Here is a 24331-nt window from a genome sequence, read left to right as displayed (position 1 = left end):
CTTGTGATTTAAAATGAAACATACAGCCCGAAAGAAAATGTAGGACGTTCGGACAACTGGATCGCAGTAAATCCGCCTTGTGTCGGGGTCTGGCCTTTCAATTTGGAAGAACAGAATATGAACGGATTATTCGAGGACAGCGATAATTCCAGACGTTGTAATTTCCATTTTGATATCAGCTCCTTCGGGAATGAATAAGTCAAAGTCATGGTAGTACATTTTAAATAGTCGGCGCTCACAACCCGGATGTTGCTGTAATTATACATGTTCCATGCCGATCCGCCGAATGAAGGCAATAAATCGTTGCGAGAGGACCAGTGAGTATCGTATGCGTTAGTACCTCCATTGATAATTACCGGTATATTGGTGTACATTTCGTCTCCCGGGCGTTGCCAACGGTCAAGGAAATCTCGGTTCACGTTTTTATCCGGGCTGAAATCTTGATTGTCGAATAATTTGAACAAACGGGTTTTTGCTCCTAAACTGTAAGCCAATGTCATGTTCAACCTGAAATTTTTGTAAGTAAGTGTGTTATTAATGCTACCGGACAATTTGGGCTCGCGGGAACCGGAAGCTTCCAGTATCGTTGTGAATACATCGTGTTTGCTTTTGCCGTATAGGCGTTCCGGGTTCTCTTTATAATCATAGAATAGGGGACCTCCGTCCAGGGGGCTTAATCCTTTAAAACGATACGAGAAGAAGGTATTTACCGGGTTCCCTTTGGTGATGACCGAACCGTCAAGGAAATTGTCAACATTGAATTGGTCTGTCGAAGGTTTTGTTTCTACCCGGTTAAACGTTTTGGAGATGGAGGTAGAGAGCGACCAGCGGAAATGGTCTGTTTGCACGGGGACACCCGTTAACGATACATTGTATCCTCGGTTTAAAACTTCCCCGCTATTTACCGTGTAAGTATCTATCCCGTTTACCCCAGAAATCTTTTTTGCCAGGAAGGCATCTTTCGTTTTTTTGTGATAGAAGTCTGAACTGACCATCAAACGGTGGTTTAGGATGGAGAATTCAATACCTGCGTTTAATGAGCTGGTGCGCTCCCATTTTAGATTTGGGTTCGGATATATGGATACTTCCGAGAGCAATTCATGATAATATTCGTCCATCGGTAGTTTCTTGATAATCATTTCCGGGGACTGTCCGTCTTGCATGTTTCCTTGATAACCGTAGGAGAATTTCAAGTGTAGGAAGTCGAAGAAATCAGTAACTTGGAATTGTTCCAACGGGTTGTAAGACAAGGAGGCTGACCATACGGGTAATAATTTGTCATTACTTTGTGAGCCGAAACGATTCGAACCGTCATAACGGGCATTGGCATTCAAGGTGATCCAGTTTTGGTAAGAATACGAGATGCTTGCGTAGGCTGCCACGAGGTTTGTCAGGTTATCCGTCAATTTTGGGCGGTTGTTCAATAACCAGCTGTCAAATTTCGGGTAAGCGCCTTTGTTGAAAGTGGCAAATTGCATTCCCCGGTCGGGATAATAACCGCGGTTCGTGATGTCCGTACCTACATATTTGGAAGAATTGGCCTCGAAACCGAACGATGCGTTGATGTTATGTTGCTCGTCCAGACCGAAATATTTATTCGCATCGAGTTGTAAACGAACCGTGTAACTCTCGTTTCTTGTCGTTTGTTGTTGTAACTCGCCTCCGGCAGGTAATTCACTCTCTTCTGCATCGACCTCTTCGCCGAACTCGCTATGCCGTAGTTCGGCTACGTGGAAAGTTTCGGCTCCCCAATAGGATGTGATATCGGTATTGTTAACGGTATAAGCGAAAATACCATTGATCTTCAACCAAGAAAGTGGACTATACAACAAGTTCGTTTGGAACGTTAAGCCTGACCCCTCTTGAGTACAACCACTATTTTCTAACTCATTTAAAATGTTGAATTTGTAATCCCCGTTCTTTAGATAATAGTACAAAGTCCCGTCATCATTCCGTATAGGAATGGCACGGCTGGTATTGTAAGCGTAGTCAATAGGCGCCAATTCATTTTGGTAATATTTCCGGCTACTTTTGTTTCCGTCAATTCCCAGTGAGAGTGAAAAGCGGTCGGAGAAATGGATATCCAAATTCAATTTTGCCGTGTAACGGTCATTACGGTTGGCTTTGATGACATCGTTATCGTCCGTGTAGCCGATGGAAGCGTAGTAACGGATGAGATCCGAACCGCCGGATAGGCTGATGGTGTGTTGTGAGGAGAATGCGTCTTCTCCTAATACGGCAAACCAATCGGTGTTCATGGACTCTAATTTGGATACTTGATTGACAAACTCGTCATACGATATTTGTTTGGCGTACAATTGGGAGTATAAATACTCGTATCCGACCAAACTCACGCCGCCTGAAAAATTGTAATTGCTGTTCAATAGGTCGCGGGAGAATTGTACTCGTTCCTTGGAATTCATTACGTCAATGTGCCGATCGCTGTAACGGGGACGGAATTTCAATGTTCCTGTCATGTTGTAGGAAACCATGGGGGCGCCGATATGTCCTCGTTTGGTAGTGATCACGATTACGCCATTGGCGGCTTTCGTTCCGTAAAGAGCGGTTGCTGCGGCATCTTTTAAGACGTCAATACGTTCGATGTCTTGCGGGTTTAACCCGGAAATAGCATTACCGATACGGTTGATGTAATCGGGATTATTCAACTCCTCGGGAGATATGTTTACCGGGTCTTGTTGCACGATACCGTCAATCACCCAAAGCGGTTCCCGGTTCCCGATTAAGGTCGAGGTCCCGCGGATACGTAGTTTTGGGGCTACGCCGATTTCTCCCGAGTTGGTCATGGAAACCAAATCCGGGATTTGGCCTTCCAGCATCTGGTCGATGGAGGTAACACCCGGGCGCATAATGTCTGCCGCCTTTACGGAGGTGATGGCACTCGTGTTTTTGCGTTTGTCTACGACCTGATAACCCGTGATAACCACTTCCTCGATGGTTTTGGAATCTTCTTCGAGGGTAACTTGTATCACCTTACCGGGTATGGCGACGACCTCTTTCGTTTTCATTCCCACGAATGAGAAAACAAGGATGAGGTTCTCTTGATTTTTCACGTTCAAAGAGAAATTGCCTTGTGCGTCAGAGGAAACACCGATAGAGGTTCCCTTGATAACGATAGTCACGCCCGGTAGTGGGGCCCCTTGTGCATCTTTCACCATGCCGGTTAGCTTTACAGTTGTTTCTTTTTTGTCAGTGGCTTTGCTGATAACAAAAGTGCCGTTAACCTCTTTGCAAACGAGCGAGGTTTTGCTCAATAATTGAGAGAGCACATCTTTTAGTTCTTTCTCGACGAAATTGGTATTCTCGCATTTGATTTGTTTCGTGTAATCAGCATCATATAGGATGCGGACTCCGGTTTGGTTCTTTAATTGCAATAGGACCGTGTAAAGATTCATGTCCTTTACGTTTAGCGTAACTTTCTGCGAGAAAATTTCTGAATAAGAACAAAATAACATTAAAATCAATAGTGAAAACTGCATTTTTGGAAGAAAAATTTTCATCCAATGTGGCCTCCTCCACATGTTAAATGGATTTTTTTTCATAATTTCGAGAACTAATTGGTTATAATATTAATTAGACTAGAGAAGTCCCCTCTTCGGCGCCAACCAGAACGGGACTTTTCTTCGTTTATCTTGATTTTCTTACGTTTATAGTGTGTCCATAAATGTCAAATTTAATACCTGTACCTGTTTCAAAAACTTCTAAGAAAGATTTTATATCCGAGTATTTCTCGATAGTTCCGGAAAAATGTCTGTTTTTTAAGTCTTCAGACTCGAAACCGATATTTACATCGTACCATCTGGATAAGGTGTGCATGATATCTTCCAGTCTTTCATCTTCGAAGCAGAGTAAATTATCTTTCCACGCCGTGTATATGCGAGTGTCTACTCTGGTAACAGAAATACTGTCGTCCAGCGAGTTGTAAACTAGATGTTGAGAAGGTGTTAGTGATACAGAATCTCCGTTTTCTGCCTTGAACCAGACTTCCCCTGTTACGAGAGTGATTTCCACAACCGAATTCTTGTAATCGGTCGTGCAGAACTCCGTGCCGAGTACCGTGACTTCTCCTTTATCCAGTTTCACGATAAAAGGAGATTCCGGGTTTTGGGTAACATCAAAATAGGCCTCTCCTTTGCAATATACCGTTCGGTTGTTCGTGTTAAATCGTGTGGGAAAACGCAATTCCGATTCGGAATTTAACCAAACGTGCGTTCCGTCTGACAAGGTTAAATTATATTCACCCCCTCGGGGCACGCTTAACGTGTGGTATTGAGTTCCCGCCTGTGACGGGGCAATAGTGTTATTGAATACACTTAATCCCGACGAATCAATCTTGAGTTTGCTATCTTTTATTTGAATCTCTTGCGTCGTTTCCCGAATATCCCAACTCGTCCCATCCGACAGGGTTAAAACTGCTTTCTTGTAACCGGGTTCTATTCTCGAGATAGCCTTCTTCTCGGGAGTTTCAGGAATGAATAAAATCGAGAGCGAAAATAATAGCATGATACTTGCCGCAATACTCCAACGTGTTATTATTTGGCGACGACGATATTTCCGTTCCTTCAACTTCCGGAAAGCTTTATTAGCATCATACTTCAAGGTTTGCTTGGATTGATGGGTAAGTGTATCCCAATCCTTGTATTTCTCTTTTGGTTGTCTGACATCCCCAAGCAAAATTTTCTTGAGTAACTTTCTCGATATGTCGTCTATTTCATTCCAGTGTGCCATGATAGTTTTTTTACTATTGCTAGAACACCGGAAGTATAAAAACGGGTAACAAAAATTTCAAGAAAAATCAAAATAAATTCGGGAACGATGCCACGAGTAGGATACTCCAGCATTCGCCAAGTTCTTCTCGTATCGTTGCATAGGCTCTCTTTTTTTGCATTTTGATGGCGTTCTCCGACACCTGTAAGGTTTCGGCAATTTCTTTTACTTTCATTCCCTCCATGCTCATTTTCATGATTTCCTGTTGTTGAGGAGAGAGTTGGGTAAGGATCATTCTGAACTTGTGTAAAATTTCTTCTTCAATAGCTGAATTGATAGCCTCCTCCTCGGTGGGTTCTTCTCCTGCAGACAGTAAATCTTGGCGTAATTTATTGGTGCGAGCCTGATCCCGTATCAAGTTCAACGTGCGGGTATAGACCGCCTGGTAAAGCCATCCTGTGAGGCTTCTGATATTTGAAAATGTCACAGGAGAATCCCATAATTTAATAAAGCACTCCTGCACAATATCTTCCACGCTTACTTCATCTTGAATCATCCGGGAAGCGTAATGACATAAAGCCGGGTAGTAACTTCGGTATAATTTTTTCCAGGCAATCTCCTTTTTTGCGTTTATATTCGATATGAATCTGGATTCATCATCGTGCATTGAAAAATGGTTTAAGAGTTTAAATTACTTCTTCGTTGCGAAAAACTTGCGGTGGAAAAGCAATAACATAAGTACGCCTACCGTGATATAAGAGTCAGCCAGATTAAATACTGGGCGGAAGAACACGAAAAATTTGTTTCCCCAGAAGGGAATCCAATCCGGCAGGAATCCCTCGTAAAGCGGGAAATAAAGCATATCGACCACTTTCCCGTGCAGGAATGACGAGTAGCCTCCTCCTTGGGGGAATAGTGTTGCGACTTGGGAATAGCTGTCATTGAATATCATCCCGTAGAACATACTGTCGATGATGTTCCCGACGGCACCGCAGAAGATGAGCCCGAAAGAGAGAATCACTCCGGTCGGGGCTTTCTGCTTAATCAAGTGTCTTAGGTACCAGGCAATGCCGACAACGGCAACTAGCCGGAATACGCTCAAAACGGTTTTACCCCATTTGCCGCCCCCGAGTTCCATCCCGAAAGCCATTCCGTTATTCTCGATAAAGTGGATTTTGAACCAATCCCCGAAGACACTGAATTCATCCCCGATCATCATGTGCGTCTTGATCCAGATCTTCACTACCTGGTCGATAACTAGAAGGGCGATGATAAAAATAATTAGCTTTTTCCCCGTGCTCATTCTTGTAATATATTAAAATAGCGGCTCTTAATCGCTTGTGGCGATTAAGAGTCTTGTCCCATTTTCGCGTCCATGCTCAACGTGGCGTGGGGCACGGCGCGTAATCTTTCTTTTGAAATCAATTTCCCGGTTACCCGGCAAATCCCGTATGTTTTATTTTCGATTCTAACTAATGCGGCTTCCAAGTGGGCGATGAATTTTGCTTGCCTTTGGGCTAAACGTCCAGCTTCCTCTTTCGAGAGAACGGATGCACCCTCTTCCAAAACTTTGAAGGTTGGGGATGTATCGGCAATGTCATTTCCGTCACTTCCAGAGATTGAAGCTTTCAATACTTCATAGTCCCTTTTCGCCTTTTCGAGTTTTTCAAGAATCAATTCTTTGAACTCCTGCAACTCTTCATCCGAATATCTTGTCTTCTCTGACATAGTTGTAAAGTTTTTGTCTAAGTTAATAAAAAAATCCGTATTGCAACATCCTTGTCGCTAAAATATCCACTTTTACTTGTTAAAGCCCTAGGAAGTTACATTCTTTGGATTTTTATGAAAGTGTGAATATCGTCGATTTCGATGAGCTGTACATCTTCGTCGGCTTTATCTACCAACGTAACGTTCTCTGCCAGAACCTGGCTGGCAATGTATTCCTTGAAGTTCTCCACGGCATCGTTGATGTCTTTGTGTTTGCCGATTTGAAGGTCAATTTTGTTCGTCACGTTAAAATTACTCTCTTTTCTTAAATTTTGAATCCGGTTGATCAGTTCTCTGGCGATACCTTCCTCGCGCAATTCTTTCGTGATGTTGATATCCAGAGCCACGGTGAGGCGACCCTCGTTTGCCACTAGCCATCCCGGGATATCCTCAGAAAGGATTTCCACGTCGTTCAATGTCAATTCCAGATTTTCCGTACCTACCTGCAAGGAATAAGTTCCTTGTTTTTCAAAATTATAGATGTCGCTCTGGTCCATTTCTGCCACGAGAGCGGATATTTGTTTCATGTACTTACCGTATTTCGGACCTAAGGTCTTGAAGTTCGGTTTGATCTTCTTAATTAATATTCCGGCGGTATCGGTAATGTATTCGATCTCTTTCACGTTTACCTCCGAGAGAATGATGCTCTTCACTGCATCCAGCTGGGCGGTCATCTCCTCGTTCAGAATCGGGATCAACAGTTTGCATAGCGGTTGGCGTACTCGGATTTGTACTTTCCGCCTTAACCCGAGAACCATGGAGGATATTTGTTGAGCCATATCCATCCGTTCTTCCAGTTGCTTGTCGATCATGGTGTCGTTAGCCACGGGGAAGTCCACGAGGTGAACGCTTGTCGTGTAGCGTCCGGTGACGTTGTTCAAATCCCGGAACAGGCGGTCCATGTAGAACGGGGCGATCGGTGACGACAAGATCGACACGGTTTCCAGGCAGGTATATAGAGTCTGGTATGCCGATAATTTATCAGCGGTCTGCTCTCCACCCCAGTAACGTTTCCGGGAAAGGCGCACGTACCAGTTCGACAGGTTCTCGATCACGAAATTCTGTATAGCCCGTCCGGCTCTGGTCGGTTCGTAACTTTCGTAAGCCTCGGTCACTTCCTTGATCAAGCTGTTGAGCAAAGAAAGTATCCAGCGGTCGATTTCCGGTCTTTCGTTGAACGGAACTTCCGCTTCGGCGTAGGTGAAGTTATCGATGTTGGCGTACAAGGCAAAGAAGCTGTACGTGTTGTATAAAGTCCCGAAGAATTTGCGTTTCACTTCTTCCACCCCGGCGATGTCGAATTTCAGGTTATCCCACGGTTGTGAGTTGGTAATCATGTACCAGCGCAAGGGATCGGAACCTTGTTTCTCGATCGTGTCGAAAGGATCGACCGCGTTGCCCAAGCGTTTCGACATCTTGTTGCCTTTGGCATCCAGTACCAACCCGTTGGAGATGATGTTTTTGAACGCCACGGAATCGAACACCATAGTGGCGATAGCGTGAAGCGTGAAGAACCATCCGCGGGTCTGGTCAACGCCCTCGGCAATAAAATCAGCAGGGAATTTTATATGATTGTCAATCAATTCTTTGTTCTCGAACGGGTAGTGCACTTGCGCGTATGGCATGGCTCCCGAGTCGAACCAAACGTCAATCAGGTCTTTCTCGCGGTACATCGGCTGTCCCGTGGCGGATACCAGTATGATATCATCCACGTAAGGACGGTGCAAATCGATCTTGTCGTAATTCTCTTTCGAGTAATCACCTATCTTGAAGTCCTTGAACGGGCTTTCTTTCATGACTCCCGCTTGGATTGCTTTCTCGATTTCTTCCGCTAGTTCCTTTACCGAACCGATACATTTTTTCTCGGTTCCGTCCTCGCTGACCCATATCGGGAGCGGGGTTCCCCAGTAACGGGAACGGGAAAGATTCCAGTCCACGAGGTTTTCAAGCCATTTGCCGAAGCGTCCTTCACCCGTGCTTGCGGGTTTCCAATTAATCGTTTTGTTCAACTCTATCATCCGGTCGCGTACAGCCGTGGTCTTGATAAACCAAGAATCCAGCGGGTAATACAATACCGGTTTGTCGGTACGCCAGCAATGCGGGTAGTTATGCTCGTGTTTCTCAACTTTGAACGCTTTATTTTCCCGTTTCAACAGGATACTTAAATCGATATCCAGAGTCGGGGCATCATCCGATAACTCCGGGTCGTATGCGTTCTTCACGAAACGTCCGGCGAATTCCGCGTATAGTTCGATGTCCACGTTGTTTTTCAAGAAATCGGCGTCGATCTCGCTCGGCAGGAACAAACGTCCCTGTTTGTCAACCATCGGTTGTTTGTTGCCTTCCTTGTCGATCAACATCAGGGGAGCGATACCCGCCACTTTAGCCACCCGGTCGTCGTCCGCACCGAATGTCGGGGCGATATGCACGATCCCGGTTCCGTCTTCCGTGCTCACGTAGTCACCCAAGATCACGCGGAAAGCGTCACCCATCGGTTTCATCCACGGCAGTAATTGCTCGTAGCGCATACCTTCCAAGTCTGTTCCCTTGTATTCGGCAACCACTTCGTAAGGGATCAATTTATCGCCTTCTTTGTAATCGCCCAGCGCGATGTCTTCGGCTTTCTTGTTAAAGTAAGCACTGAAACGGTCTTTCGCCATGATAACGGTTACCGGGCGGAAAGTATAAGGATTGTAAGTTTTAACTTCTAAATACGTGATGGTTGGTCCCACAGCCAACGCCGTGTTGGACGGCAATGTCCACGGGGTCGTCGTCCAAGCCGTGAAATATACCTCGTTGCCGTGGGCGAACAGTTTTTCCGACTTCTCGTCCCGGATTACTTTAAATTGAGCCACGCACGTCGTGTCTTTCACGTCCCGGTAACATCCCGGTTGATTCAACTCGTGTGTACTCAAACCAGTTCCCGCCGCCGGGGAATAGGGTTGTATCGTGTATCCCTTGTAAAGGAATCCTTTCTCGTATAATTGTTTCAACAAGTACCACAGGGTTTCTATATACCGGTTGTCATAGGTGATATATGGGTCTTCCATGTTCACCCAATAGCCCATCTTGTCGGTCAAGTCCTCCCATTCGCGGGTGAACTTCATCACGTCCGCGCGGCATTCTTTGTTATAGTCGGCTACCGATATGGTTTTCCCGATATTTTCTTTCGTGATGCCGAGTTTCTTTTCCACTCCCAATTCAACCGGAAGCCCGTGAGTATCCCATCCGGCTTTCCGTTCAACGAGAAATCCTTGTAACGTTTTGTATCTGCAAATAATATCTTTAATCGTCCGTGCCATTACGTGGTGAATACCCGGCATACCGTTTGCCGAAGGGGGACCTTCGAAAAAGACAAACGAGGGATGCCCCTCTCTAATTTTCAAGCTCTCCTCGAATGTGTGTTGAGCTTTCCACTCTTTCAGGACGTCTTTGTTTACCTGAGAGAGATCCAAACCTTTGTACTCTTGGAATTTTTTGTCCATCGTGACTCCTAACTTTTAAGATATTATTATTGCACGTTTAAAAAATCAAGTTGCAAATATACCATTTTATTTAGAAAGTAGAAATAGTGATGGGAATAGGGGGGCTTTTTTTATGGTTCACATGATGTTTTGTTGTAATGACCTGGAATACAATAATAAATCCGGTATTACTTGGGTATTAATTCCGGATGACTTCCGTCATGAACGCTATAGGAACGCTATATGAACCCTATATGAACGCTATTATAAATAGCGTTCATATAGGGTATTAAAAGGATTATTATAATTTTTTATTCCCTATTGAACCGGAAGTACTACGGAATTGATAACGAATTTGTACGTGTATGGGGTTAGTCTTCCCTCTTAGTCGGGTTGTTTATGCTAGTTTATAGATTTATTCGCCAATAATGCTTATTAGACAGCCCCTATGTTCCAGGGGGTGCAACGAAAGTATTGCCAGTATAAATAGGGATTACATGGCACAAATAATTTGTAATAAATAATATTATTTTGTTTTTTTTGTATCTTGTAATTGATATTTTTTGTAAATTTAGCACAAAATATATGCGTTATGGACTACTTTACCTTTTTCACGATCGCTCGTTACGAGCTTAAGCTTTTATGGCGAAGCTGGTTGTTTTATATTTTACTATTTCTTTCCTTATCATGGAATATTTTGATACAACTGTTACTTCAAGCCGATATCGTCATCCCGGAATGGTACGCGGTGGCCCTGCCCTCCTCGTTACCCTTCTTGAACGCCTACTTGTTCAATATCACTCAATCGTTCATGGTGATATTCATCGTGACAGAGTGGTTCCGGCAGGAAAAGACCTTGAATACGCGAGAATCCACGCGTGTGCGGCCATTCGGGAACACCGCGTACATCCTGGGGAAAAGCCTGGGGATATGGGGCGCGCTCACGATAGCGAATCTCCTGTCCGTCCTGGCGGGACTTTATATCAACCTGTTCGCGTCGTCGTCTCCCGTGGACGTGGCGGCTTACATCTTTTACTGGCTCACGTTAACTTTTCCATCTCTGGTTTTCATGTTAGGTTTATCGGTTTTCATGGCGCGATGGCTCAAAAATCAAATATTCTCCCTTCTCTTGTTATTAATTGGCACGGGTTTTATCGTGTTCTTTAAACCACCATATTTATTGGATTACCTGGCAAGGGATATTCCCAACATGTTCTCAGAATTCACCGGGCATGTTTACCTCCTTCCTTATCTGGCGCACCGTGTTATCTACCTCTTGTCCGGGATGGGGCTACTTGTCGCGTCGATATCACTATATCCCAGGATACCCAACATGGTTTACAAGTACCGCCCGTTACGAACCGGGGGTTACATGGTTCTCGCCGGGATAATCCTGGCTACCGGGTATTATCTCTACCGGCAGCGAGATGATCAATTCCGGAGAAAACTGGTCAACATCACTCGATGCTTTCAAAGAACCCCGAAAACCTGGTTAACCACCCAAGATATCACGTTAAAACAAACCGGGAACAAGCTGGAAGCGCGCGCGAGGTTCACCGTGAAAAATTACCACGAGACAACGTTGGACTCCGTTATCCTGTACTTGAACCCCGGCCTGGAAGTGGGCTATATTCGAGATCACGCCGGCACGTTGCCTTACACGAGAGAGGAACAAGTCATCACCTTAACTCGTTCCTTGCTCCCGGGGGATTCGCTGACCCTTGATATGGCGTACCAGGGAAAGATAGACGAACGCACGTGTTACTTGGACATCCCGGGGCAAACGTATAACGATAACACCTGGGAAGTCGGCATGTTCTGTTTCGGGAAAAGGCACGCCTTCGTGGGGGAAGAGATTACCTTGCTGCTCCCCGAGTGCTTGTGGTATCCCGTCACGGAACCTCCCGTGGTGCCGTCGCAACCTACCTTCACCCGCCAGAATTTCACCCGTTTTAGCTTGAACGTGATCGGTTCCGGGGACCGACAGGTGATCTCGCAAGGGAAGGTTTCCAGGAAAGGCGACACGACGCGTTTCGAGAATAAAGAGTACCTGGCCGGGATTAGCCTTTGTAGCGGGAAGTACACGAGAGACACGCTCGCGCTAGACACGCTTCTCCTGGAAGTTTACTTTTACAAGGGAAGAGATATTTTTACCGGCGTGTTCTCTCACCTCACCCGCGACGATCTTTCACGAATCGTGAAAGGGATGAAAGGGGAGATCGAGGAACTTACCGGCATCCCGTATCCCGGCAAGAAACTTGCGCTCGTGGAGGTGCCCGTGTCATTCACCTCTTATTACAGGCAGTGGCAAGGGAGAAGTGACCACGTGCAACCGGAAATGGTGTTCCTCCCGGAAAGGGGGACTACCATGCCGGAATTCACGTCACCCACGACAAGATCTGGTGCCCAACGCAGGAAGTGGTATCAAAAAGAGGGGAGATATCGCAATCCTCCGTCACAGCTAGAAACTTGGCAGCTGGAAGATTTTATTCGCCGGTTGTTCATGAGGGAGATTTTCGAGCCCCGGGAACTCTCTCCCTGGAAAGTTGCCACGAGGGGGAAGAAAGTCTCCGGTGGAAGAAGTAAAATGGACATGGGCGATGATGTTCTAGGGGAGGAGGCAAAATCTGTTATTCCCAACAAGTACAAGTTGCACTCCCTTTTTTTCACGAGCAAGACGAACGTGTTCTCCGGCGAGTACCCCGTGGCGTCATCGTTATTCAACGCCCTTAATGATTTGCCTGTAACAGACATGAACTATTATTACAGATATACAAGCGGACGAGAATCTCTATACACGGGAGAATTGCACGCGCTCGATTACCTTGACGGGCATAGCCTTCAAGACGCGATCGAGAATGACACGCTCTCGCCCGTGTTGATGGATAATATCCTTAAAGTTAAATTTTTGCACTTGAGAGACTGGATCTTGGCACGAACGTCGTTTGAGAAATTCCGTCATTTCATGCGAGGCTTCTCGAGGCGGCACGAGTACGCGCCCGTGTCGCTCGAGAGATTCACGGGAGAGTTAAAAGATTCCCTTGGCGTTGATTGCGCGCCATACCTCGCGTCCTGGTATTCCGGCAGGGCGACTTGTCACGTTATCGCACGGGACCTGGGAGCCGACAAGGTTGAAACCGGGGATTATTCCGGGTACAGGACCCGAGGAAAGTTTTATAACCCGAGCGACACGGAGGCACTGGTAACTTTTAGCACTAGAGGCGGTGGGCGTTACAGCCACACGTTTGTCATCCCTCCCGGGGAAGCGATAGAAATCAGGAAACTTCAACTTGGAAAACCCAGGTTCATATACGTGTATTTCCACGTCTCGAGAAATAGACCGATGTATCTCTTCAAGTCACTATACGACCCGGAAAGTTTGCTTGGTGGGCTCATAATAAACTACTTGCCATCCGATATTGAAACCACCGTGAATGATTCCACCTCTGGCTTATTCAAGCTGTCCCCGGGCGAGTTCCGTCCCGTGCCTGATGAAATTATTGTTGACAATGAAGACAAGAATTTCAGGTTGATTCAACCTGAAAAAGACAAGTTAGCCGCGTACCATGCCCAGAAAAACAGGAACAAAGACAAGTACGGTGATGATATGTCGTTATTCATCTCTCCCTACTATTGGACACTAAGGCATGACGTGAGGGCGCATGGGGATTACATCCGGGGAGCCTATTATAAAGAAAGGGGAAACGGGCGATTCGGTGCGGAGTGGACGGTAACTATACCCAAGTCAGGAAACTATGAAGTGTTCGTGTACAATGCTAGTACACAAGCTGCGCTTAGAGGACAACCTATACCGTATCAATATTTCACGGTTTACTATCAAGGTGGAAAAAAGAAAGTGGCATTTCCTCTAAAAAAAGGCTGGGACTGGGTTTCTATCGGTACTTACCCTTTCACGAGAGGGGGAAAGTTTAAGGTTACCCTTGATGATAGAGGAAGCGAGCATGCGGTTGAGATTTTTGCGGATGCGATCAAGTGGGTACGTGTCGAGAATGACCTGGAATAGAGATAACAACAATTCATGAATATCTTGATTACTTGACTACAAAAAAAACAAAATCTATGAAAAAATTATTATTACTGGTGTTTGTCTGCTTCACGGGAATCGTGGGGCGAAGCCAGACAGAAGTAGACCTCGTTATTGGAGAACCCGTAACCTCAAAGGTCCCGTACACTTTAACACTTTCGTTAAATACAAGAGCTTCTATAATTGTTGCCGATGCGAACGATGCCTCTTGTATTTATAACAAATCTACATCGGCGCGAACTGAATTCGTAATAGAATTTCACATTACAGGATCATTTCAAATTATTATAACCTCATCTGAGGGCTATCGCTCCCACGTTGTCCTTTGGTTTGTTGAGCGGTACATGTTTGGTGAAAAAGAGGGATTAACAATCACGTTAGAGCAAGCATACGATGATTTTGCTTTCGCTCCTTTACCCATCCCGATACATCCTTTCGAAACTCCCGTTCAACTCGCTACCTTGCCTTGTAAAGAAGCGATCCCAAGCAAAATTTACAAGTTGTCGTGAGCTTTTTTGACAAGGAATGATTTTAAAAAGATAACTAACAGGTATTCATGAATTGAAGTTTGCTGTTAACAAGCATCTTTGTGTTGCTTGTTAACAGCAAAAAGTCGTTTAATACGTGATTTTCCAGGTCATCGTGTTTTGGTCATCTTTAATTTTTTTCTCGGAGCGGTTCTGAATTTCGTACTTGTAACCCATTTCAGGGCGTTCGGGATCCATCAATTTGTTGCCAACTACGATATCGTAATCTACTTGCATGGCCGTGAATGCTTCTGTTAATGTAATTTCGGTCAGGTAATTATCTTTGTCGAATTTGTAACTTAGCGGGCATTCCGAGTTCTCCGGGTATACCACGTATTTGTACGTCTTGTGAATAATTTCACCCGGAGTGGTATATGGGTCAATCCTGTCGGCGGAAATGTCGTATCCCGCTTCATAAGGAATGATTTCCGGCAGGTATTTTCCCATGTGCCCTAATCGGCCTAAATGAAAGAGTGTGCTTGTTTCGTCGTTATCGTCCCAGCCAATATAGCCCATGATGTCAATTTGCCCGTTGTTGGGATAGCGGTTGGGGTAGCATTTTGCCGGGTCTAAAACGAAAGTTTGGGAATCCTGGTGATCGTACTCGTCCGTGTATTCGAGTTTTGTCCAGTAGCCATCCTCGTAATAGAAATCATTTTTGCAATCTTCTTCAAGTCTGTCTTCTTGAGCCAAGTAGTTTTCCGGAGTGTATTTGTAGCGTGTGCATTCCACGTATTTTTTGTAATAATCGTCATAGTATTCTACGCTTTTCGCGTAGCCTTGTTCGTTGAGCCGGACCACGTACTCGTCATCACCCGAGCCATCGGGGTAATACGTGAGTTCTTTTATGGTGATCTCTCCAACAATATGGTAGTCCGCGGTTAATATTTCTGAAGTTTTTTCCCAGTTTTGGCTGTGCTTGGGGTATTTTGTTTCGATGCGAGCCACCCGTCCTTGTTCGTCATAGCTGAATGTTCTCGTGCAATTTTCGTAGTCTATGCTCTCTGAAGCGTCGCAGTAAAGTCTGGCGTTGCATTTCTCTTCGTAGGTGATTTGCTTGATTTTCTTTACTACTGTGCCGTCTTCTTTGGTACCCTTTTGCTCCACGATAATCGTGATGACGGTTTCGCCGCTCCGGATGATGATTTTTGCTGTTCGACTGCTGCCCGTCAGGTTTTCTTGCAGCGTTAGGGTCAAGGTGTACTCCCCGGCTTCGCCGCTGTATTGGCTAAGGGTGAGCCAATCGACGTTGCTGCTCCCGGCACGTGAGGTGGTGGCATCTTCCACGGTTGCGGTCCACGAGGTGGTTGCCGTGAATTTGATGTCTTCGTTGTTGGTTTCGTCAGCGTAGATCGTTTGTTCTGTAGAGGTTCCATCCGCCAGGATAATGGAGTCGTCCTGGGTGTCATTCTCTTTTTCACAGGCGGCAAATGCTATGGCCGTCAAGCAAATCGTGAAGAATTTTAGTTTCATTTTTCCACTATTTGGGCTTCCCAGTCCCACGAAGGCCTTAAATTTTATTACACGTAGAAGCGTGGAACTGCAATGCCACATCTTTGAATGAAGGTCGTAGGAAACCGTTGTGTACAGATGTAATAATAGCAGCCCACGCTATAGCGTGAAACCACTATGCTATCCTCGTACACGGCTGAAAATTTCCTACGTTCTCATTCGCAAGGGATAAGCATAACGCTTCTTTTTTTCTAATATTTTTGGAAAGAGTTGCCTCCATCCAAATGCAAAAATACAAAAAAGATGCGTTACTTGCTTCTTTTGTTGTTGTTTATTCAGCGCTTTTAAACGCTTGCCTTTATTTCCCCGGGGGATTTACCGGTTCCGGGAAGAATTGGAAGACGAGTGTCGGGAGTTGTTTTTGCGTGTTTTGCCCGATTTGGATGAGCGGTTTGAAACGGTTGGGATATTTTTGCACCATGGGATAGACGGTGACGTACCCGTGCCGGAACCATCGGTCGATGATGACGTGTGAAACGTTCTTGTCCTCGAAATTCTTTAAAAGGTCTTCGGGAGTGGCGTATTGTGGGAAGCTTGTTGACTTCCTTCCTCCCGAGAACAGGTAGAATAAATCCGGTTTCCGGCAGGCAATGCGGGCGGTGTCCGGTAAATTTTTCTTACACCAATTGATAGCGTATATGTATTCCACGAAAGCGGCGTCTGCAATTTTTTCATTCCACACTTTGTACGTGGCAAAATTTTGTTGCGGTTTTAAAGCTTTGGCGTACTGCGGGAATAGGAAAAAGAGCACGATGAGGAGGGTTCCCCCGGCGGGAAGCCATTGTACCGTTTTAGATTGGGGTAGTTTTCTCGTGAGCAGGCGTAATGCTTCCTGGCATCCGTTCAGGCACAGGAAGATGAGCAAGGGGATGATGCCTATGAAGTAACGATGCCCGGCGTATTGTTCCGGCCAGACCATCAATACTGCCATCGTGATGCCGATATACAGGAAAAGAAGAAGTTTCAACTGAGGCAATGCGATTAAGCCCAAGAGTATGAGGATGACGATACACGTTCCTTTGACAAGGTCTTTAGTTGTAACTTTTTGGTCGAATGCGGGTTCATCGGAAATGACAGCCGTGGGAATCCATTTCCCGACGTAACCGGTTAGATTATGCTGGATACGTTCCGTCCAGTCGGAGAAGGTTTCCATGGTTTGTCCTTTGGGTTTCTTTTTGAAGTCTTTGAGGTAATCGCTTTGGGTAACCCCGATACTTTTATTGCGCAGATCCCAGGCGGTTTTTGCCCCGGCAAAAGAGGCAACGATGATACATAAGGTGATCAAGTTGGTGATGAAGGTTCGTTTGTTGGCGTGAATGGTTTGAAGGTCGAGGTTTGCCCGCTTGCTTTTGAGCCACGCGAGAGCCTTCTGTCCGCAGGTAATCAGCATATAGAGTATGACCGCTAGAATGATGGAGGTCCCCATAGTACGTACAAAGTAGATGTAATTGAGCCCGATAACGATGCCTGTAAAATAGAGTATCTGGCGGCGGGAACGGTCTTTGCCGAAGAGGCGATCCGTGTTGAGCAGGCTGATCAAGTAAAGCACTCCCAGCGAGAGGAACGTGAACAACATTTCGCTCATCACGATGGTCGAGTAGCGTAAAAGGGCTTGCTGCATACAGCACAGGAGGCAGGTCAACAAGGCTAACAGGAGGTTGCCCGAGATTCTTTTGGCCAGGAAAAAAAGAAGCAGGATGGATAGCCCGAAAAGTACCCCATTGGCTATTTTCAATGCCGTGTAGGATTTGAAAAGGAAGAGGATGAAAGCCGTGAATAACGGATAGCCCGGGGGAAAATGGGAATGGGGGCTTTCCTCGAGGAACATGATATTCGTGTAGCCTTTCCCCGATGCAATGGCTTTGCCCAAGGCGTAGTAGTGTACGTTGTCGCCGTTGAGGTCCGGTTTGAAATCAAAAATGCTTATGTAGTTGACCACGAACGTGCAAATGATAATTGCCAGACAGAAATATATTAAAGTTTTAGGTTGTATATTTTTAAATATGCTCATGATGAAAATATTTATTCAAGTGAACGTTTATTTGCAAATCGTATTCTGACCAGTACCCAAATGGCGATAAGCCCGTCTTTCCAGTTGATTTTCTTGCCTTCCTCGATGCTGCGGGGATAGTAGCGGATGGGTAGTTCCGTGATCTTGTAACCCCGGCGACAGACTTTTGCCGTGATCTCGGGACAAAATTCAAACCCGGTGGATTGTAACGGGATTGACCGGAGCAGTTCGGTGTCGAACATCTTGTAACAAGTTGGCTCATCTGTCAAGTGTTGTCGGTAGAGTATATTAGTGACAAACGAGAGCAATCTGCCCCCGAAGTAGAAACTTTGGTAAGAGTGTTTGTTTGCCTTGTTCAGGAAGCGGGAGCCGTAGATGACTTTCCCGTCATGCTTTATCATCCATTCCAGCAACGGGTTATAATCTTCCGGGTCATACTCGAGGTCCGCATCTTGAATGATTGTCCAGTCGCCTGTGATCATTTGGATGCCAGCACGTATTGCCGCACCTTTTCCCTGGTTGTGGGGTTGTTTGTGATAGATGGCGTTGCAATCTGGGTAGGTGCGAGTGAAACGTTGTATTTCTTCTTCCGTGTTGTCTTTTGAACAGTCGTTGACGATAACGAGTTCTTTGCGGATACCGTGGACGAGGCGGGTATAGTATACTTTTTCGAGTAAGGTGAATATGGTATTTGCCTCGTTGTATGCGGGTATGATGATCGAAAGGGTTTGTTGTCTCATGTTCAAGGATGATTTAGTTTTTAGCGTGATTCCTCAACACGAATTGGGCGGTTGTCCGGCTACGTTGTTCAACGAGGGACGGGCGGTTGCCTATTATTTCTTGAATGGCGTCTTCCGTGTAATGGCGTATGGTTATTAATTTCACATCTTGATTATAACGAACTTCAAATTCTTCTTGCAGTTGTTGTAAAAAATCGTTGAAGACGGCTTGGTTGCAGTCGATGCAAAACGAGAAGCTGATAGCCGAGTTCTGCATCAAGTTCAGTTTCAATTTGTATTGTGCCAGAACGGCGAAGATGTGGCTTAATTTTTCTTCTGCGATGAAAGAGAAATCCCTAGGCGTGAGTGTTAGCAAGCATTGATTTTCTTTGTTGATATAGATGGGAGGTAATTTTAGTTGCTCGTCAATCTCCTCGATGATTGTTCCCTCGGATTCCGGGTGCAGGAAGGATTTCACGTACAGGGGAATTTGTTTGTTTTGTATGGGCTTTATGGTTTTGGGGTGAATGACTTTTGCCCCGAAGTGCGATAACTCGATGGCTTCTTTGTATGACATTTTACGAATCACCTGCGCTTTATCGTATTCTTTCGGGTCGGCGTTCATCACACCCGGCACGTCTTTCCAAATAGTGACGTTTTTCGCATTCAAGAGGTTGGCTAGCAATGCCGCCGTGTAATCGGAACCCTCGCGCCCGAGCGTGGTGGTTTGATTAGTACGGGTTCCGGCGATGAATCCTTGCGTGACGTAGGTGGCTGTATTTTTAAAATTGAAAACCTCTTCGCACAATAGCCCGGAAAGTTCAAGGTCTATGTTGGCATTCCGGTAATTTTGGTCGGTTTTCAGGTATTTACGTATGTCGATGAATTGATTTCTGATCCCTTCCATTTGCAGGTAATCGGAAATGATTGTGGTCGAGAGTAATTCCCCGAAACAGATGATGCGGTCGTACTCGTAATCATAGCAGAGGGAGGATTCGCTGTTCAGGATATTTTCCAGGGAAGTGAATAATTCGTCCAAGTCTTTGTAAACCGGATCATTTAAAGGGAACAGGGTGTTGACAATGTTCAGGTGGAAAGTTTTTAACTCTTCCAGGATCGTCTTTGTTTTGCTATCCTGATGGAAATAGGCGTTGCATAATGTTTCTAGTAAATTGGTGGTTTTTCCCATGGCAGAAACGACCACGATAAGTTGTTCTTGTTCATCATGAACAATGGAGGAAAGATTTCTTATTCCCTCGGCATCCTTCACGGACGCCCCCCCGAACTTGAATACCTTCATGTAATTTCGTGTTTTTAAGATTACGAAACAAAGGTAGAAAATTAAATTCAAATTAATACGGGATGCAGGGGAAAGACCGTGAATGGGTAGATTGGATGGGGTATTTATGAAGATGCAGTTGATCGGTTTATTCCTTTATATTTTCTTTATTTCGTCGATAGGTAGGCCGGTACATTCTGCAATAAGTTCAAGGGAGAGCCCTTTTTCCAGTAATTTTCTGGCTGTTTCTTTTTTCTCTTGCTGTATGCCTTCCTTGATGCCTTCCTTGATGCCTTCGTCTCTGCCCTCTTCGTGGGCTGTCGTGAGAACATCCCATTGGATACGGATGTTGTCCATGTGGCGTTCGTAAGCCCGGCGTTCTTGTTCACTCATGTTTGCCACGTTCAATCGTTGCCTGGCTGCTTGTAATCCTTTTGCGGTTGTTTTTTCGTCGATGATCCCGGATTTTAGAAAACGCATCCATTCGTCAAGTGGAGTTTTGGCTTTATCGTTGAACTCGTTAACCCGAAGAACATAGTATTCCGGGAAAATGTCTCCGGCATTCTCCCGGACAAAGGTGTTGCGCTGTTTCGTGGACAGGCGTAGTGTGTCTCCCGTGTGCAAGCCTTTAAAGTTGGTAATGCCCCTGTATATATAGTCGTTACCTTGTCCCAAGTCGAAATAGACGATGTTGACAGAATATACTTTTCGTACTTCCGAGTAAAGATTCCCCTCGTGAATATATTCGGTAATGGCTTTTGATACGCCATATAGCATACGTTGGAAATAATATAGTTCACGGGTGTTTTGTACTTCGATAATGATCAATTCTTTTTTGTTATTTTCCGCTAAAACATCAACCCGGTTGAATTTATCTGATTCGTCTTCTTTATTGCCTTCGCTTTCCAAGATACGATGAATTTTAATGTCGTCTTGCAAGAGTTCGCTGAGGAATCCTTCCAAAACCACGAAATTTGCTTTATCTCTCAATAAGCGTTTCATTGCCCAGTCGAATCGGATAATATTATGTAGTGCCATGGCTTATAATGTTGATTGTAAATGCAAATGTACGAAAAAAAGTGATAGATGTGTCTGTGGATGTTTTTAGAAAAAAGTGTAGGTATGATTTTTTGTGGAGAAAGCTTTAAATTTTTGGTAATTTGGATTTTATTTTATAAATTTAGATGGCAATAAATGAACGTTTTTTCGGCATTTGATTTGGCATGAAGTAAGGTGTGAAGTTTTAAGAATGGCGTTTGTGTAGAGTGTTTGTTTTCAGAAGATAAGGTGAAAGTAAAGATATTCAATGTGAACTCATTTTCTTCATGTTTAGAGCTATCAAAAAACGTTGGTTTAATGATACTTGAGCTAGAAGAATTACTAACTGATATTTAAAATGATCGCTTATGAGGACACTTGTTTTTATTTTGTTGGCAACTGTTTTGTTGAGTTGCATTCGAAATGTTTCGGAAGAAAATGTTGATGAGCAAAAAATTCGTTTTCGTTCTAATATTCAAAAGTTGAAGTCCGGCAATTTATCTAGGGTGGATGGATTTAACGATGGGGATAAGGTGATCCTTTATATTGCCGAACGGGAAAATGCAGAAGAAGTGGAGGCACCGGCACCGGGGGATTATTGCGAAATGACGTATACAAATGATGGTTCTTTGGTCTTTAAAGAGGGGGAGGAGCGAAATTATCCCGATATGCCGGTAGACGTGTACGGGTATTATTGGACGGGGCAGCATACGGAACCGACTGGTTTGTCCTCAATGGCTGTTCACGTGGAAACGGATCAGAGTGGAGGGGTGGATGGTTCTGATTTTTTGTATGTTCGGGCGGCGGAGGGATTCGCAAAAAATGCAGAACCTATAAATTTGGAGTTTGAGCATTTGTTTTCCAAAATCGTGTTGAATATCACGACTGAAACACCTAGTACGATTGATTTGGAACGGTTGGGAAACGTGAAATTGCATAATGTTGTTACTGCCGGGACGCTTGACCTAGGATCGGGCGAGTCGATTGGTGGTGATGTGAAAGACGAGGTCGTGATGCCAAATGTTGCAAATTCGGTTGCGATTGTTTTGCCGCAAGAAATCGAGGCTGGCAAGAAATTGTTTTCATTTCAGGTCGGGGATATAGAGGAACCGTTTGAGGTGAACGTTTCTTCCAATGGTTTCGAGAAAGGGAAAGAATACACGTATAATGTGGAAGTGAATAAATACCCGGGTATGGGACCTGTTGATATGCAATTTTCGTTGTCCGTGAAAGAATGGGAGGCGGGAAATGTTAATGATGTGGTGATTGAAAAAGGTGAGGAGGTGGAAGTTATGTTGGTGGATGTTGCCCAGGGGGTAAATATTAATAAGGCGGAGCTTTATCTGTTCGTGGGAGACGTGAAGCGGGAATTGAAAAACATTGTGGTGGTTGATAATAAGATGAAGTTTGTTTTCCCTCGTTTAGTAGAAGGTGGAAGTTTGCAGTTGGAAAAAGCGATTTTTTACACGGATAACGAAGAGTCTTTTGAATATTATTTCGAGGATAAGGTGTTGCTGGGGAATAATTATGATCAAATTGCTTTGCCCGCACCGAAGGTGGGGGATGCTTGGGCAGGGGGAACGATATTTTTGGTGGGGAAAGTGACGGGGTATGATAAAGTAAAGGGTGAGTTTAAAACAGATGAAAAAGGAATTAATATTTATCGGGGGAGAGTGGTGGCTAATAAAACATTGGGACAATTGTCATGGGGAGACGTGCGTTCTAAAGGACGTACAGTAATTGTTGGTGCAAAGGATACTATTAATGGTGCGGTCAATATGGAAATAGTAAAAGCTTTTGTTGAAGATAAAGGGGAAAGTTGGAGCCTTTATCCAAGTTTTCAGGCTTGTTTGGATTTGGGAAAAGGATGGTATTATCCTGCGATAAAAGAAATAGAAACTATAAAGAAATATAGAGTAGATATAAATGTGAATATTGCAAATAAGTCAGGTGATTTAATAAGTGATGAGTTGGTGTATGGAAGTTCAACAGAGCGAGGAACAAGTCGTGTAACAGATTATAGAGGTACTGGTGAATTTATAGATAAAGATTCTCCTGCTGAAGTTCGTGCAGTCCGAGCCTATTGATTGATTTTATGCCGTGATTTCGAAAGATATTTGTTATTTTGCCGTACGGATGAGTGTCTTTCGGAATTTAAGTTCGCAAACCTTTTAAATTACAGATTATAAGTCTATATTTGCAAAAAATTAAAACACAGAATCATGACTACGCATAAAGTTACAACTCTAAATCAATTTATTATTGAACGGCAGGCCGAGATTCCCGGTGCCACGGGAGAGTTCTCGAGGCTTTTACATCATATAGGTATTGCTGCGAAGAAAGTTCACAGAGAGGTGAATAAAGCCGGTTTGGTAGATATTCTTGGAAAGGTGGGGACGATTAATGTGCAAGGGGAAGACCAGCAAAAATTGGATGTTTACGCGGATAATACATTCATGGATGAGTTGAGGGCGAGTGGAGAATGTTGCGGGGTGGCTACTGAGGAAAATCAAGATATTGTGGTTTTCGAGGAGGGGTTGTGCCGTGATGCCAAATATGTTATATGCATGGACCCGTTAGACGGTTCGTCGAATATCGACGTGAATGTGTCCGTGGGGACTATTTTCTCTATTTATAAACGAGTTTCACCGGTAGGGGAACCGTTGTCCATGGAGGATTTTTTCCAACCGGGGACACAACAAGTGGCTGCTGGATACGTGATTTACGGTTCGTCGACCATGTTGGTGTACACTTCCGGTAACGGGGTGAATGGTTTCACGTTGGACACGTCTATCGGTGAGTTCTGTTTGTCGCATCCGAACATGCAGACTCCGGAGTCAGGAAAGATATATTCAATCAACGAGGGAAACTACGTGAATTTCCCTGTTGGCGTGAAGAAATTTATTAAATATTGCCAGGAAAAGGATGAGGCAACCAAGCGTCCGTTTACTTCCCGTTATATCGGTTCGCTGGTAGCCGATTTCCACCGGAATATGTTGAAGGGCGGCGTGTTCTTGTACCCGCAGACCAGTTCGCACCCGACCGGGAAGTTGAGATTGTTGTACGAGTGTAACCCGATGGCGTTTATTGCCGAGCAGTCAGGAGGTTTGGCTACGGACGGGGAGAAACGAATCTTGGAGATTGTGCCGGAGGCGTTGCATCAGCGAGTGCCACTCTATACAGGCTCGAAGAAGATGGTGCAGAAGGTGCAAGAATTTCTGGCTTTCTTCAATAATATCTAAGA

General features: G+C 44.8%; 15 protein-coding genes. 4 read left to right on the top strand and 11 right to left on the bottom strand.

The window, feature by feature from the left end; all coding sequences use genetic code 11:
* Window positions 1–8 precede the first annotated feature (8 nt).
* From BN8899_RS07775 to ileS, 6 genes are all read right to left on the bottom strand, one after another.
* Entirely contained in the window at window positions 9–3413 is a 3405-nt protein-coding gene (locus tag BN8899_RS07775) for a SusC/RagA family TonB-linked outer membrane protein (RefSeq protein WP_187376814.1), read from the bottom strand.
* 232 nt (window positions 3414–3645) lie between these two features.
* The gene (locus BN8899_RS07770) at window positions 3646–4746 is read right to left on the bottom strand and encodes a FecR family protein (protein WP_065218982.1); all 1101 of its coding nucleotides are present in this window, start codon (window positions 4744–4746) and stop codon (window positions 3646–3648) included.
* 67 nt (window positions 4747–4813) lie between these two features.
* The gene (locus BN8899_RS07765; protein WP_065218981.1) at window positions 4814–5392 is read right to left on the bottom strand and encodes an RNA polymerase sigma factor; all 579 of its coding nucleotides are present in this window, start codon (window positions 5390–5392) and stop codon (window positions 4814–4816) included.
* 24 nt (window positions 5393–5416) lie between these two features.
* Window positions 5417–6028, bottom strand: coding sequence for a lipoprotein signal peptidase (locus BN8899_RS07760; RefSeq protein WP_018338121.1), 612 nt, complete (start codon window positions 6026–6028; stop codon window positions 5417–5419).
* Window positions 6029–6072: 44 nt separating this feature from the next.
* A complete protein-coding gene (locus BN8899_RS07755) occupies window positions 6073–6453 on the bottom strand; it encodes a TraR/DksA family transcriptional regulator (RefSeq protein WP_018338122.1) in 381 nt (126 codons plus the stop codon).
* A gap of 95 nt (window positions 6454–6548) precedes the next feature.
* Window positions 6549–9977, bottom strand: coding sequence for an isoleucine--tRNA ligase (ileS, locus tag BN8899_RS07750; protein ID WP_065218980.1), 3429 nt, complete (start codon window positions 9975–9977; stop codon window positions 6549–6551).
* Between the two features lie 571 nt (window positions 9978–10548).
* Here ileS and BN8899_RS07745 point away from each other — a divergent pair.
* Window positions 10549–13980, top strand: coding sequence for a golvesin C-terminal-like domain-containing protein (locus BN8899_RS07745; protein ID WP_065218979.1), 3432 nt, complete (start codon window positions 10549–10551; stop codon window positions 13978–13980).
* A gap of 56 nt (window positions 13981–14036) precedes the next feature.
* The gene (locus tag BN8899_RS07740) at window positions 14037–14510 is read left to right on the top strand and encodes a hypothetical protein (protein WP_065218978.1); all 474 of its coding nucleotides are present in this window, start codon (window positions 14037–14039) and stop codon (window positions 14508–14510) included.
* A gap of 108 nt (window positions 14511–14618) precedes the next feature.
* Here the strand turns inward: BN8899_RS07740 and BN8899_RS07735 are convergent, their stop codons facing one another.
* From BN8899_RS07735 to BN8899_RS07715, 5 genes are all read right to left on the bottom strand, one after another.
* On the bottom strand, window positions 14619–16001 hold the full coding sequence (locus tag BN8899_RS07735; protein WP_065218977.1) for a BACON domain-containing protein: 1383 nt from the start codon (window positions 15999–16001) through the stop codon (window positions 14619–14621).
* A gap of 337 nt (window positions 16002–16338) precedes the next feature.
* Window positions 16339–18051, bottom strand: coding sequence for a hypothetical protein (locus BN8899_RS07730; RefSeq protein WP_065218976.1), 1713 nt, complete (start codon window positions 18049–18051; stop codon window positions 16339–16341).
* Window positions 18052–18062: 11 nt separating this feature from the next.
* Window positions 18063–18791: a glycosyltransferase family 2 protein gene (locus BN8899_RS07725; protein ID WP_065218975.1), complete on the bottom strand. Its 729-nt coding sequence runs from the start codon at window positions 18789–18791 to the stop codon at window positions 18063–18065.
* 13 nt (window positions 18792–18804) lie between these two features.
* Window positions 18805–20070, bottom strand: a complete 1266-nt coding sequence (locus BN8899_RS07720; RefSeq protein ID WP_065218974.1) for an aspartate kinase — start codon at window positions 20068–20070, stop codon at window positions 18805–18807.
* Window positions 20071–20205: 135 nt separating this feature from the next.
* On the bottom strand, window positions 20206–21087 hold the full coding sequence (locus tag BN8899_RS07715; protein ID WP_026207594.1) for an Rpn family recombination-promoting nuclease/putative transposase: 882 nt from the start codon (window positions 21085–21087) through the stop codon (window positions 20206–20208).
* 368 nt (window positions 21088–21455) lie between these two features.
* On the opposite strand from BN8899_RS07715, the gene BN8899_RS07710 reads away from it, so the two are divergent.
* Together BN8899_RS07710 and fbp are read left to right on the top strand one after the other, a co-directional pair.
* Window positions 21456–23174 carry a fimbrillin family protein gene (locus tag BN8899_RS07710; RefSeq protein WP_065218973.1) on the top strand — a complete coding sequence of 573 codons (1719 nt, stop codon included), beginning with the start codon at window positions 21456–21458 and terminating at the stop codon, window positions 23172–23174.
* 135 nt (window positions 23175–23309) lie between these two features.
* Window positions 23310–24329 carry a class 1 fructose-bisphosphatase gene (gene fbp, locus BN8899_RS07705; RefSeq protein WP_018338134.1) on the top strand — a complete coding sequence of 340 codons (1020 nt, stop codon included), beginning with the start codon at window positions 23310–23312 and terminating at the stop codon, window positions 24327–24329.
* The last annotated feature ends 2 nt before the right edge of the window (window positions 24330–24331 follow it).

The organism is Butyricimonas sp. Marseille-P2440 (assembly GCF_900091675.1).
GTDB classification, from domain to species: domain Bacteria; phylum Bacteroidota; class Bacteroidia; order Bacteroidales; family Marinifilaceae; genus Butyricimonas; species Butyricimonas synergistica.
This window is presented reverse-complemented; position numbering and strand designations above follow the sequence as displayed.